Here is a 13,604-nt window from a genome sequence, read left to right as displayed (position 1 = left end):
GCAAGTCGATAAGCTTACCTCTCAATTTAATTGTTCGAGTTTTTATTCGAAATATTGTTCTTTGCTTGAAGCTCTATTTAACGAAAATCTAGCGCTAATCACGCATATTAAGAATCAACACAGCGGCTAACGCCAAGAATGCTGTCATCATTAAGAACACATCGTTGTAAGCCATGATAGCGGCGTCACGTTGCATGGTGCCAAGTAGGCTTGCTTGCGCTTGTTGCATCGCAGTCGCGGCATCACTTCCTGATTGAATAAAGAATGCTTGCTGGTCTTTGAGGGTTTGCCAACCTAATTGACTCACAGAAGGTAGCGACTCTTTGATGTGTGCAAGATGCTCACGGGTTTTGTTATCCAGCAGCGTAGCGATAATCGCAATACTGAACGCGCCACCTAAGTTACGCATTACGTTAGTTAAGGTCGAAGCGTCAGGGGTGTCCATTTTGCTGATGTTCTTCATCGCAACCAAAGACAGCGGAACCATAATAAACGGGCTACCAATAGCACGTAGAACCATAGACAAAATCAGCTGTTGCCCGCCAAAATCAATTGTCATGTGTGTATTTACGTAACAACTGAAACCGAACATCGCGAAGCCAAAGGTAACCAAGTACTTAGGCTTAATGATCTGTGTTAGTTTGGGCACAATTGGGAATATCAGAAGTTGTGGGAAACCCATCCACATTAACACTTCACCAATTTCCATCGCGTTATATTGCTGAATTTGAGTGAGATACATCGGCAGAACATAGATAGAGCCAAGCAATGCCATCCCTAGAATCAAATAGGCGATACAGGACATCGCAAACTGCCCATCACGCAATAGCCGCAAGTTCACCAGTGGCTTTTTGTGTTGCAGTTCGTTTATTACGAAGTACACCAAGCTCACCGCAGAAATAATGCTAAGTGTAATGATAAAACTTGAGCTGAACCACTCTTCACGGTTACCTTCTTCTAGAACCACTTCTAGACAACCTAGTCCCAGCGCCATGGTCGCAATACCAAACCAATCGGCTTTTTTAAGCGTACCAAGGTCAAGCTTTTCATCTTCCAAGCCGTATCGAATCATGGTGTTCACGAGTAGGGCGGGTGGAATATTGATGTAGAAAATATAGTGCCACGAGAAGTTCTCAGTCAGCCAGCCACCAAACGTAGGACCAATCGACGGAGCAAACGTTGCGGTGACACCAAACAGTGCCATACCCACAGCGCGCTTGTTGACAGGTAGTAACTGTATCACCAGAGAAAAGGCAAGTGGAATTAAAGCGCCACCACTAAAGCCTTGCATCGCACGGAACACGATCATCGAGGTCATATTCCATGAAAATGAACATAACAAAGATGAGAGGGTGAAGATGGCCGTCGTCCACGTGATATATCGACGTTTACCAAGCGCTTTTGAAAGCCAACCACTGAGTGGGATAGCGATCATCTCTGCGACTAGATAAGACGTAGATATCCACGAACTTTCATCTAAGGTGGCAGAAAGCGCACCTTGAATGTCTTTGAGAGACGAGTTGGTGATCTGAATATCCAAGATCGCCATAAACGCGCCAATTAAGCCGCCAAATAGGGCGATCCAATGGCGTCTTGAAACCTCTCCATCATCATTGGTTTGGGTGACAACATCAGCGTTACTCATGGTTTAGCCTCGTTTATCGATGGTCGCGACCACAGACAAACCAGGAAGTAGTCGACCTTTCAACTCTTGCTGATCAGGAATAGTAATTTTCACTGGTACACGTTGAACGATTTTAGTGAAGTTACCGGTCGCGTTTTCTGGTGGCAGTAGAGCAAACTTGGCGCCAGTTGCAGGGGAGAAGCTGTCGACAACGCCTTCAAGTGGTTGCCCCGGGAACGCATCCAGTTCTACTTCAACCGTCTGACCTTTGTGAATGCCACTTAGCTGTGTCTCTTTGAAGTTGGCTTCAATCCACACTTGGTTGTTTGGTACCAAACTCATAAGTGGTGCACCAGCTTGAATCAACAAGCCTTCACGTACACTGCGTTTACCAATGACGCCATCAGTAGGTGCGTAGACTTTGGTGTAGTCAAGGTTTAGCTGTGCTTGATCTTGCTGTGCCTGAGCTTCTGTTACTGAGGCTTTGGCTTGTTCAATTTCGCTAGCAATAACGAAGAGTTGGTCATTACTTGCGACAAGGTTGGCTTTCGCTTCTTCTAAGTCTGCAAGGGTCACTTTTTGTTGAGCGACCATGCTATCGACTTCATCTTGAGAAGCGTAATTGCGTTTTAACAAGCTGCGAGAGCGCTGCACCTGTTGGATAGCACGTTCATATTCTGCTTGTGCGGAATCGACGCCACTTTCTGCTTGGTTTATTTTGCTACGTTGTAACGTCTGTTGGGCGATTAAGTTCTTTACGTCGGATTGTACGACGGATAAATGGGCATTAGCTTGAGCGAGGGCTGCTTGGTAATCACGGTCATCGATTTGAACTAATAAATCACCTTCTTTAACCGATTGGTTATCACTCACGTAAGACTTAACAATATAGCCTGATACTTTAGGGCTAATATTCGTGATGTCGCCTTGTAGATAAGCATTGTCGGTAGATTCAAAGTACTGACCATAGCCGTACCAGTATCCGGCGCCAGCTAAACCCAATGACAGCATGATCGCAGTAGCAATAAGCGGAGCTTTTTTACGTTTTTTTTTGCTTACTGTTTGCGAAGCGTTGTTGTTATCTGTCATTTTTTATTTCTCATTTTGTTTTTATTTAGATGTAACGAATTGTAAATGAATTCGATTGATTGATAAGATAGGAAAAAAGGAAAACACTGTTGCAAAAATCTAACTAATAGCACTTTGGGAGAAGTACGATGGACTTAAATGCTGTGACTGTTTTTACGCAAGTTGTTGATTGTGGTAGTTTCACGCACGCAGCTGAGGCATTGAACATGACCAAGTCGACCGTCAGCCGGAAGCTAGACGAGCTGGAACAGCACCTAGGTGTGAGGTTGATCACTCGCTCGACTCGAAGTTTAGTCTTAACGCCAGAGGGGGAGAGCTTTTATCAGTCGAGTGTCCAGATGCAAGAGATCATGAACCAAGCTGAGTTAGAGGTTTCAGCCAATCAGGATTTGGTCAGAGGGCAGTTGAATGTTGTGTTGCCCGTCGAGTTGGGGCATCAAGTATTAGCAAAGTACATCCACAGCTTCCTAAAAGAGCACCCAAACGTGACTTTGAACTTAGAATTGACGAATCGAGAAGTCGACATCATTGCGGAGGGGATCGATCTTTACGCGCAAATTGGTGAGCTAGTGGACTCGAGCTTGGTTTCTCGCTACCTCACAACATCAAAGCGTGTATTGGTAGCTAGCCCTGAGTATTTAGAACAGTTCGGTGAAATTTCTTCGCCCAATGACCTTAAACCGCCATTTAGAATGATTGAGGTGGTTAACAAGGCGGCGCGTCTACCCAAGTGGCATTTACAATTAGAAGGCGGAGAGTCAATTTTGATCGATCTGCCGTGTCAGTTGCGGGTGAATACCATCACGGCATGCTTAACGGCATGTTTGGATGGGCTCGGCTTAGCGGTGCTTCCTGAATTCATTTGTCGTGAGCACTTTAAAACAGGTAAGCTGATCCGTTTGTTACCTGAATATGAGATGCCGGAAGTTTCAGTAAGCCTAGTGTATGCAGACAGGAAGTTGATGCCGAAACGTAAGAAGGTCTTTATCGCTTATTTACTGACTGCCTTTCAAAATGGGGGCCATAAGTAGGGTGCGACTATTAGTTAGGGGCGAGTCTTAGTTAGTGTTAATCCATAACGCTAGTCATCTTCGTTAACGGCTCTTTGGTAAGACTAAAGGCCTTGGAAATGACTTCTAACCTGCACGTCAATATGTACTCTTTTAATAGCAATTGTTGAATGTTTTTTCAAAAATGGTGAAAAATTCAGTAAGTATCATTATGAACGTGCTATTTGGCTAATTGTATACTTATTGTTATTCACTTGCGGGTTGCTCAGACTATACTGAGTTCATACCTAATCAGAGGAACACCATCATGAAAGCAATCACTAAATCAGTATTGGTAATTAGCATTTTATCTGTAGGCACTGCCCAGGCGTTTGAACTAACGAGTAATGACATTCAAGAAGGTCATCCAATGGCGAAGACCTTTGAATACTCAAGCTGGGGTTGTGATGGCGAAAACCTATCACCACAGTTGATGTGGAAAGATGCACCAGCAGGTACCAAAAGCTTTGCAATCACGGCTTATGACCCAGATGCACCGACTGAAAGTGGCTTCTGGCACTGGGTTGCGTTTGATATCCCTGCAACTGTGAACGAGTTACCTCGCGGTGTCGACATCTCTAAAGTCGGCGGCAAAGAAGGTCGTATTGATTACGGCACAGTTGGATACGGTGGCGTTTGTCCTCCGGAAAAAGATGGCATGCACCGCTACCAGTTCACGGTTTGGGCACTGCCAACGGACAAACTTAACCTAGACGAAAATACGCCGTCGGCAGTGGTTGGGTTCACGTTGAACAGTATGGCTTTAGACAAAGCGAAATTGACCGCAACTTATACACGTTAATAGCTTATACAAGTTGATAATAAGTAAACAAGGGGATGAGATGAATCATCAATATCAAGTCACGATCTTTCGTGCAGAGCAGTTACAAAAGCTGCGTAATGTGAGGATTCTATCCCCTAGTATCATTCAGATCATTACAGGCAGTAAGCGCCTGTTTTGGAAAGATTCGGCGGTAGAGCTCTCACATTCTGAGCTGCTGTTGTGTGAGGTATCAGCTTCACTAAGTTTTGAGAACATGCCCCACAAAGGGCGTTTCTTGTCGCGAGTATTCAGCTTTCAATTCCAACCTTCTCAGGCGATGCTTGATTTAAGTGAGGAACGTTCGAATGATCTGGGACTGCCTACAGTGAAAGCGGATCGAAACTTACAAGACTCACTCAACGCGCTGTTCTCGTTTGATACACAGAGCATGAGCAAAGAGACTCAACAGTTTTGGTTGCAGGGCTTGTACCAGCAATTAGCTGAAAAAGCGGTGCTGCATCGATTGTTTGCCAGTGCCAACGTTTCGTTTAGCCAAAAGCTCAGCCATTATCTTTCACTCTCACCAGATGAGAAGCATCCGCTAGAGTCAGTGGTGGAGCGTTTTGCAATGAGCCGAGCAACGCTGATTCGAAAGCTCAAATTGGAAGGTATGCAATATCGTGAGGTGTTGGCTGAAGTTCGGTTGAGTCATGCGCTTTATCTGATGCAAAACGGACAACAGAATGTAGCGATGTTGGCTCAGTCTTGCGGTTACCAATCGGAAGGGCGTTTTAGTCAGCGCTTTAAAGGGAAATTTGGTTTGTCGCCAAGTGAATACATCAAAACCGTCGTCAGCAATAGAGTCGCGACACCGTAACCCTTCTTGTTTGGCCCAAGCGCTAACGTTACTTGCCACGCTACGCCGCTTTTAATCATCTTCTTCATCGGCAGAGGTTTGTCTTGTTGCTTGTTGCTTGTTGCTTGTTATTGTTATTGTTGGCCGAAGATGAGCGTTTTCTTATTTTAGGCAACCAGATCATCAAAGCTAATATTGGAAATACCAAGTTCATTAACAGCGCTAATTGCCAACCTGTCAATAACCTGAGAAAGCACCGGAGCTAAGCTCGTAAAAGGCCCGCGAAGGTTAAGTGCCAAGAATTCCCATATTCCACGTACTCCGTATTACTCACACGATCCGAACATACACACCTACATTTGATCTCTTTGCTCTAAAGCCCACTCAATAAACATTTTAACTTTTGGTGATTGGTGTTCTGACGGCGTCGCAAAATAATACTGTTGTTTGCACGTAACTGGTGGTTCAGCAAACGGTGCGATGAGCGTATTGTCTTTAAGATATTTCGATACAACGCTATATCGCCCAATGGCAATACCTGCATTGTTTATAGCTGCCAGTATCGCGAGATCTGAACGGTCAAACTCGATGTTAGAGTTTGAATGCACAGTGCTGAGTTTGTTCGCTTGTGCCCACACTTCCCATTCATTGCGGTTCGAATCGTAGTTCCATGCTTGGTTGTCATGCAGTAACGTGGCTCTATTGAGGTTCTCTGGTTGTTGATTAAGCCCGTGTAACTCAGCGTATTGAATGCTACAAACCGGAGTCATGCTCTCGTGCATGAATGCTTGGCAGAAAAGTTTATCGGGAAAAAGATCATCGAAGTAGATGGCAATATCGATACCGTGTCCTTGAAAGCTGATATTTTCATTGCCCGTTAGCAGCTTTAATGTGATTGATGGGTAACGTTGTTTGAAGTCCGCTATCCGAGGTACTAGCCAACTCTGCGCAAATGTCGGCCGTGAATAGATCGTGAGTGTGCCCGATATTTCGTCGTTCTTAACATCTAAAATCTCTTGGTTTAGATCATTCAAGGTGCGGCTCAATGCGGCATAGATGCGTTTGCCTTCGCTTGTTAGAGCGATTTTTCGGTGCGCACGTTCAAACAGCTGTATATCCATTTCTCTTTCGAGCTTGTTGATACGATGAGAAACCGCACTTGGTGTCATCGATAATTCTTGGGCTGCAAGTGAAAAAGAACCATGTCGAGCCGCCACTTCAAACGTGTGCAGTTTTGACAGCTGGTGGCTGTTTAAGCGTTGATTTTTGGAGTACAGGTTGTCTTCGCTATACATGTCGTTAAGGGCACCTTGGTTCAAACAAGAGGAATTCGATACACATCGTGGATGTCATATCATAGCTCTATCTATGAGTTATAGTTAATCATAACTTGCTTTAGCTGAGTTAATTCTCGAACTATTAGGTCATAGATGAATTTAGTTCATGTAAGTGTGATTTTTCGTCGTTTGAACAAACACCAAAATCCCGTTTAAATAGTGTTACTAATGATTGAACCTGCGCAGTACGCGCTTTACCAGAGAAGGTCACCCATGACTGAATTGAATATCGATAAACTCATCTCAGACTTCCCATTACTTCAACAATTAATTGCATTGGAAGAAGTGGTTTGGTTTAACCCAAATGTGACGACTCTGGAGCGCGGTTTACCTTATGTGGGATTGGGCGAACAAGATATTCATGATGCGAGTTTGAGGTTACAAAGGTTTGCCCCTTATCTGGCGAAGGCATTTCCTGAAACTCATGTGACGAATGGCATCATCGAATCTGAGCTTATCGATATCCCTGCAATGAAGTTGGCATTAGAAGCTCATTATCAGCAGCCAATAAAAGGGCGCTTGATGATGAAGAAAGACAGCCACTTGCCGATTTCTGGTTCAATCAAAGCGCGTGGTGGTATTTATGAAGTACTAACGCATGCCGAGAGTCTTGCGATTGAAGCCGGGTTACTGTGTGAGAGCGATGACTACAGCAAGTTGCTCGAACCTGAGTTTCGTAACTTCTTCCAACAATATAGCATTGCGGTAGGTTCAACGGGTAACCTAGGCATGTCGATCGGTATCATGAGTGCCAAGCTAGGTTTTACAGTGTCTGTTCATATGTCTGCTGATGCAAGAGCGTGGAAGAAGAACAAACTGCGTGAGCACGGCGTTAATGTCGTTGAGTACGAACAAGACTACGGTGTTGCGGTAGAACAAGGTCGTAAAGAAGCAGAGCAAGACCCGCGATGTTTCTTCATTGATGATGAGAACTCTCAAACCTTGTTCCTTGGTTATTCTGTGGCGGGAGAGAGGCTCAAACAACAATTCGAACAACAACAGATTGTCGTCGATAAAGAGCACCCATTGTTCGTTTACTTGCCATGTGGTGTTGGTGGCGGCCCTGGTGGTGTGGCATTTGGTTTAAAGATGGCGTTTGGTGATGATGTTCACTGTATTTTTGCTGAGCCGACTCATTCGCCTTGTATGTTGCTAGGTGTCCATACTGGCTTACATGATGAAATCTCGGTTCAAGATCTGGGTATTGATAACCTAACAGCAGCAGACGGACTTGCAGTAGGTCGTGCGTCTGGTTTTGTTGGCCGGACGATGGAACGTTTATTGGATGGTTACTACACATTAACCGACGAACGTATGTATCAACTGTTAAGTGAATTGAATCGAGCTGAAGGCATTCAATTAGAGCCTTCTGCATTGGCTGGTATGCCGGGCGCAGTGCATGTCGAACACAACCGAGAATATCTGGAGAGGTTAGGTATAACTGAATCTACGTTAACTAACGCGACTCATCTTGTTTGGGCGACAGGCGGCGGTATGGTCCCAGAGCAAGAAATGGCAGCGTATTTAACGAAGTCTTCGTTATAAATTGAATAAAAAGCGGGTGCTCGTGGCTGTTTTATCCGCTTCAATGAAACAATAAGTTGCGCAGATCGTTACCTAAAACACAGATTTTATAAATTAGACTTCATCCTTGTTATCACTGTCAGTTAGGTTGAGTGGCACTCAATTTGATAGGGATAGAGCGATGCCAGTACAACAACCAAATACACCAGAAAAACTCCTACAACGTTTAGATGCGATTGGAGAATCTTTAAGAGCTTCTGGTAAGGCGCACGCCTTGTTAGGGCTAGGTTCTGTTGGCATTGAAACGGAGCGATTGGATCAATATTCAGACGTGGATTTCTTCGCGATAGTGCAAACGGGGCATAAGCAGTATTTCTTAGACAGCTTGCATTGGTTATCTGACATTCTTCCAATCGACTATGCCGTAAGGAACACGGTCGATGGCTATAAAGTACTTTATGCCGATGGGATATTCTGTGAGTTTGCGGTATTCGAACCCCACGAGTTAGCGCATATTCCATTTGCTGAAGGGCGCATTGTTTGGCAGCAACCTGAATTTGATACGCAGTGTTGTGTTCCACCAGTAAAAGGGGAGGCACACGCTAACACTCAAGAGTGGCTCATTGGTGAGGCACTAACCAATCTTTATGTGGGTATGTCTCGCTATAATCGAGGTGAAAAGCTGTCGGGCAGTCGGTTCGTTCAATCTTACGCACTCGATCGCTTGATTGGTCTTGTGGAGCAAACGGAACAGTCTGAGCCTGAATTCGTTGATGAATTTATGTCGGATAGAAGGCTAGAAGTACGCTTTCCTAAGTTTGCTCAATTGCTACCAAGCTTTACACAAGGTTACGAGCGTACTGCTGAATCGGCTCTGGCACAGCTCGAGTTTTTGAATGCTCACTTTAACGTCAACCAAGCAATGCGTTCTAGAATTATTGATTTATGTAATTAATACATTTACTTACGATGTGCATATTCAATAGTTCCTGTTTTGAAACGCCTTGAAAACCGGTTTCGGTACGTTAGTTTTATTGTCTACCAATAAAAGGGTTGTCGCTAACTCTTATTATTGGTAGGTTTTAATCATGAAATTTAATTCCGCTTCAACTTCAATTTTCTTTTGGTGGTGCTCTATTTAGAGCAGCACGGAATACTCACATTCTTTAGCTGCTGGAAGGTAGTGAAGAATGTCACCAAGAATGTCGTCTCTTTTTATCTCCAGTAGCTTTTATTACTTGGAGATACCTTATGAAAACACCTCAAAACACGAACAAACCTGAAATTATTCTGACGGGCGACCGAGCGACAGGCCCTTTACATCTGGGTCACTATGTTGGCTCACTTCAGCAGCGCACTTCGTTGCAGCATATTCACGACCAAACGATATTGGTTGCCGACATGCAAGGGCTTACTGACAACGCTCATAATTCTGCCAAGGTATCGTCTAACATTCTCAATGTGGTGGCTGATTATCTAGCGGTAGGTATCGACCCAACAAAAACCACAATCTGCCTTCAATCGCAATTACCAGCACTGGCTGAACTTACCATGTTCTACAGCAACCTTGTGTCTATCGCTCGTTTGGAACGCAATCCAACCGTTAAAAGTGAGATTCAAAACAAGGAATTTGGTCGCTCAATTCCGGCTGGTTTTCTTACTTATCCGATTTCACAAGCGGCTGATATCACAGCCTTTAACGCGACTTTGATTCCTGTTGGTGACGACCAATTGCCGATGCTAGAGCAGACCAACGAGATCGTGAGAAAAGTTAACTCACTCGCGGGCAAGCCAATCTTAAATGAGTGTAAACCTCTGCTTAGCAACGCCTCTCGGCTTCCGAGTACGGACGGTAAGAGCAAGATGTCCAAATCAATGGGCAACGCTATCAACTTAGGTGCGACCGAGAAAGAGATTCGAGCAGCAGTGAAATCCATGTATACCGACCCAAATCATCTACGAATCGAAGATCCGGGCCAAGTAGAAGGGAACATCGTGTTTACCTATCTTGATGCTTTCCATACTGACGCTCACTACGTCAATGAACTAAAAGATCACTACCGCAGAGGCGGGTTAGGGGATGGCCAAACTAAAAAGGTATTGGAAGAGTGTCTACAAGAGATGATTCGCCCGATAAGAGCGCGCAGAGCCGAACTGTTGGATGACAAAGCGCAACTCATCGATATCTTACGCCAAGGTACACAAGTCTCGAGAGAAAGAACCGAAACCGTGTTGTTTGATGTTAAAGAACTATTTGGCCTGAACATCTTGTAAGTTTCATCAGCGATTATTCTTCATCTATTCACATTTCATCCTTCACTTATTCATCAGACCACTGCCCGATAGCGATCTGATCTCGCTATCGGTTACCCGACCTGTGTGAAACTATCAAAGAGGTTATCGTTCACGTGACTTCTTTGGATTGGTTTTAATGCTTATTACTGTGCGATTTATCATTTCCTATTTATAGAAATAACACTTTAATATTTAACTAACTATAAGATTTTAAATAAATTTTTGCGGTATATCTCAATTCGAAAGACATCATTAATTATGTTTTGAATTAATCTCACATATGCAACTGAGTTTATTTCTTTATGTGCAATATCTATCGTTAAGATGCGACTTCATCTAGTTGGTGAATCAATAAAAACACAATTATAAAGGTGATGTATGCGTGGTGCACATTTACTAATGCTATTTCCGATAGCGTTTACTTCTCAAGCTGCCAATATTGTCGACTACTCGCAAGTCGATTTATCTACAGTACTCAATCAAACAACACAGGGTTTTACCGCTGTAAGCCAACCACTTGCTTACCAAGACGCAAGTCGAGTGAACAATGGTACAACAACACTCCTACGTAAAACACAACTTCACTACGGGATTCCGGTTTACGGTCAATCGGTAGTGGTTGATCTTTCTCAGAAGGGCTTTGCGAAAGCGGTTGATGGCCAAGTATTAACGGGTATTGAGTCAGATATTGGCTCGACACTGCCAATGATTAGCGCAAAGCAAGCTGTCGATATTGCAAAGTCACAGCACAAAGGGGTTGCCGCGGCGACTATTCGTGACCCTAACACCGAGCTTCTTATTTGGCTTGATGAACAGCAACAAGCGCGCCTGATTTATAAGGTCGATTTCTTGCAGACTCTGGGCATGGCACCCTCAAGACCGATTACGCTTGTTGATGCTAAATCGGGTGAGTTACTGGATCGTTGGGAAGGTATTGCGTTCATTGAGGCAGAAGGACCGGGCGGAAACCAGAAAAGTGGCCGTTATTACTTTGGCTCGAACACACAGTTTGGCGGATTCCAAGTCAACTCGTATTGCCAGATGGACAGCCAAAACGTTGTGACTATGAACATGAACAACCAACAAGGCTCAGGGCAGATTCATCAATTTAGTTGTAACGGAAATTACGGTAAGAACGTCAATAATTATCGCGCTGTTAATGGTGCGTATGCGCCAATGAACGACGCACATTACTTTGGCCAACGTGTGTTCGACATGTACCAAGATTGGTTGAACACACGTCCTATTCAACAAAAGCTTACTATGCGTGTTCACTACGGTTCGAACTATGGGAACGCGTTTTGGGATGGCCGTCAAATGACGTTTGGCGATGGTAACCAATCCATGTATCCATTAGCGACGTGGGACGTGATTGCTCATGAGGTGAGCCACGGCTTTACTGAACAAAACTCAAACCTTGAGTATCGTGGTATGTCGGGCGGAATGAACGAATCTTTCTCTGATGTAGCTGCTGCGGCGCTTAGTGAATATGTACATGGCACTTTCAATTGGAAGATGGGCGAGCATGTAATGAAGCATAGTGATGCGATGCGTTACTTCACTAACCCAAGTCAAGATGGTATGTCTATCGGTCACATCAACCAGTATTACAATGGCATTGATGTTCACCATAGTTCAGGAATCTTCAACAAAGCATTCTACCACTTAGCAACCAGTAACGGTTGGGACATTAAAAAAGCATTCATGGCTTACGCAACAGCTAACCAACTGTACTGGACACCAAACTCGGATTTCCAACAAGGTGCCAACGGGGTGTGCAAAGCAGCTGAAAAGCTTGGTTATGAGACCTCTGCAGTGAAATCTGCGTTTAGCGAAGTGGGTATTAATGTACAAAACTGTGGCTCTGGTCAGCCGAACCCGAACCCTAATCCACCAACACCAACACCAACACCTGGTGGCGTGGAACTAGAGATAAACGTCCCAACACCAATTGTAAGCGGTGGCGAAGAACAGCAACCGTTCGTTCTAAAGAATGTACCTGGAAGTGATGCTTGGATTCAGACTTATAATGGTTACGGTAACGTTGACTTGTATGTCGCAATCGGCAGACCTGCGTCACTAAGCGACTACGATTGCTCTTCAACCAACTCAGATAACAATGAATATTGTGGTTTTGGTGGCGTGCAGGGTGAAGATATCTACGTGCTGGTGGACGGTGCTCAAAGCTCGATGGATGCTTACGTGGCCGTTAGCGCAGAGTTTGAATTACCTCAGCCAGAGCCTCAACCAGAACCTGAGCCACAAGGCTTGTGCGATAACCTTCAAGAGTGGAATCCAAATTACTATTATCCAGCAGGCACGGCAATTCAATATTATGGCAACAGATTCTCAGCGTCAGCGGATAACTGGGGAGCTGATCCGTTCAACAATTATTGGTACTGGGTATTTGAAGGTTCTTATTACTAGCTAGAACGACTTAAAGTGATTTAAGTTAACTAAAGGGAGCGCAGTCTGTGCTCCCTTTATTCGTTCAAAGTGAGAGCTGAAGATGTATGCTGATCTTGTGTTAGCACGTCCAACATTAGAGTATGTGGCTTAGGCTTATTCGGCATTCAACATGCGACATTCAGTAACGACGAAACAAGGATGATTAAATTGGAAATCAGTCATTTGGATCACTTGGTGTTAACCGTTAAAGACTTAACCGTAACGGTCGACTTTTATCAGCGCGTATTAGGTATGAAGCCCATCCAATTCGGGGAAGGACGCTTGGCGTTGTCGTTCGGCAATCAAAAGATAAATCTTCATCAATTAGGTAAGGAGTTCGAACCAAAGGCAAAACGCGTTCAAGCGGGCAGTGCAGACCTCTGCTTTGTTACCAATACACCAATTGTTGAGGTCGTAGAGCATATCCAAGCGCAAGGAGTCGTGATAGAAGAGGGACCAGTACCGCGAACAGGTGCAAAGGGAAAAATAGTCTCTGTTTATATTCGAGATCCTGATGGCAATCTGATTGAGGTCTCGAATTATTAGGCTTAAGCGCTAAACCCGTACGCTTTTGTTTACTCTTTTAAAACTCGACTTTTCACGTTTACTCCGCTTATTA

The 13,604-nt window shown here is 44.3% G+C and carries 11 protein-coding genes and 1 pseudogene; 8 read left to right on the top strand and 4 right to left on the bottom strand.

Annotation, left to right across the window (positions count from 1 at the left end; all coding sequences use genetic code 11):
• Positions 1-94: 94 nt before the first annotated feature.
• Positions 95-1,645: a DHA2 family efflux MFS transporter permease subunit gene (locus tag QQ041_RS16985; protein WP_285954556.1), complete on the bottom strand. Its 1,551-nt coding sequence runs from the start codon at positions 1,643-1,645 to the stop codon at positions 95-97.
• Between the two features lie 3 nt (positions 1,646-1,648).
• Entirely contained in the window at positions 1,649-2,713 is a 1,065-nt protein-coding gene (locus tag QQ041_RS16980) for an HlyD family secretion protein (RefSeq protein WP_285954555.1), read from the bottom strand.
• A 128-nt stretch (positions 2,714-2,841) separates the two neighbouring features.
• Here QQ041_RS16980 and QQ041_RS16975 point away from each other — a divergent pair, with 128 nt between their 5' ends.
• The 3 genes from QQ041_RS16975 (at position 2,842) to QQ041_RS16965 (ending at position 5,402) form a co-directional block, all read left to right on the top strand.
• Positions 2,842-3,744, top strand: a complete 903-nt coding sequence (locus QQ041_RS16975; RefSeq protein WP_285954554.1) for a LysR family transcriptional regulator — start codon at positions 2,842-2,844, stop codon at positions 3,742-3,744.
• A 286-nt stretch (positions 3,745-4,030) separates the two neighbouring features.
• Positions 4,031-4,564: a YbhB/YbcL family Raf kinase inhibitor-like protein gene (locus tag QQ041_RS16970; protein WP_285954553.1), complete on the top strand. Its 534-nt coding sequence runs from the start codon at positions 4,031-4,033 to the stop codon at positions 4,562-4,564.
• Between the two features lie 40 nt (positions 4,565-4,604).
• On the top strand, positions 4,605-5,402 hold the full coding sequence (locus QQ041_RS16965) for a helix-turn-helix transcriptional regulator (RefSeq protein ID WP_285954552.1): 798 nt from the start codon (positions 4,605-4,607) through the stop codon (positions 5,400-5,402).
• A 14-nt stretch (positions 5,403-5,416) separates the two neighbouring features.
• On the opposite strand, the pseudogene QQ041_RS16960 reads toward QQ041_RS16965, so the two are convergent.
• Positions 5,417-5,622 (bottom strand): annotated as a pseudogene (locus QQ041_RS16960) (MFS transporter); the annotation flags it as partial.
• A gap of 112 nt (positions 5,623-5,734) precedes the next feature.
• Positions 5,735-6,676, bottom strand: a complete 942-nt coding sequence (gene dsdC, locus QQ041_RS16955; protein ID WP_146491657.1) for a DNA-binding transcriptional regulator DsdC — start codon at positions 6,674-6,676, stop codon at positions 5,735-5,737.
• A 255-nt stretch (positions 6,677-6,931) separates the two neighbouring features.
• Between dsdC and QQ041_RS16950 the strand changes: the two genes are divergently transcribed.
• The 5 genes from QQ041_RS16950 (at position 6,932) to QQ041_RS16930 (ending at position 13,531) form a co-directional block, all read left to right on the top strand.
• The gene (locus tag QQ041_RS16950) at positions 6,932-8,263 is read left to right on the top strand and encodes a D-serine ammonia-lyase (RefSeq protein ID WP_285954551.1); all 1,332 of its coding nucleotides are present in this window, start codon (positions 6,932-6,934) and stop codon (positions 8,261-8,263) included.
• Positions 8,264-8,423: 160 nt separating this feature from the next.
• A complete protein-coding gene (locus QQ041_RS16945; protein WP_285954550.1) occupies positions 8,424-9,197 on the top strand; it encodes a hypothetical protein in 774 nt (257 codons plus the stop codon).
• A gap of 296 nt (positions 9,198-9,493) precedes the next feature.
• Positions 9,494-10,516, top strand: a complete 1,023-nt coding sequence (gene trpS, locus QQ041_RS16940) for a tryptophan--tRNA ligase (RefSeq protein ID WP_102267544.1) — start codon at positions 9,494-9,496, stop codon at positions 10,514-10,516.
• 399 nt (positions 10,517-10,915) lie between these two features.
• Positions 10,916-12,964: a M4 family metallopeptidase gene (locus tag QQ041_RS16935; RefSeq protein WP_285954549.1), complete on the top strand. Its 2,049-nt coding sequence runs from the start codon at positions 10,916-10,918 to the stop codon at positions 12,962-12,964.
• 189 nt (positions 12,965-13,153) lie between these two features.
• Positions 13,154-13,531: a VOC family protein gene (locus QQ041_RS16930; RefSeq protein WP_285954669.1), complete on the top strand. Its 378-nt coding sequence runs from the start codon at positions 13,154-13,156 to the stop codon at positions 13,529-13,531.
• Positions 13,532-13,604: the final 73 nt, after the last annotated feature.

The sequence above is a fragment of the Vibrio sp. TMPB1044 genome (assembly GCF_030442075.1).
GTDB lineage: Bacteria > Pseudomonadota > Gammaproteobacteria > Enterobacterales > Vibrionaceae > Vibrio > Vibrio satsumensis.
Note: the sequence above shows the minus strand (reverse complement) of the source record. Positions and strands in the feature narration are given on the sequence as shown.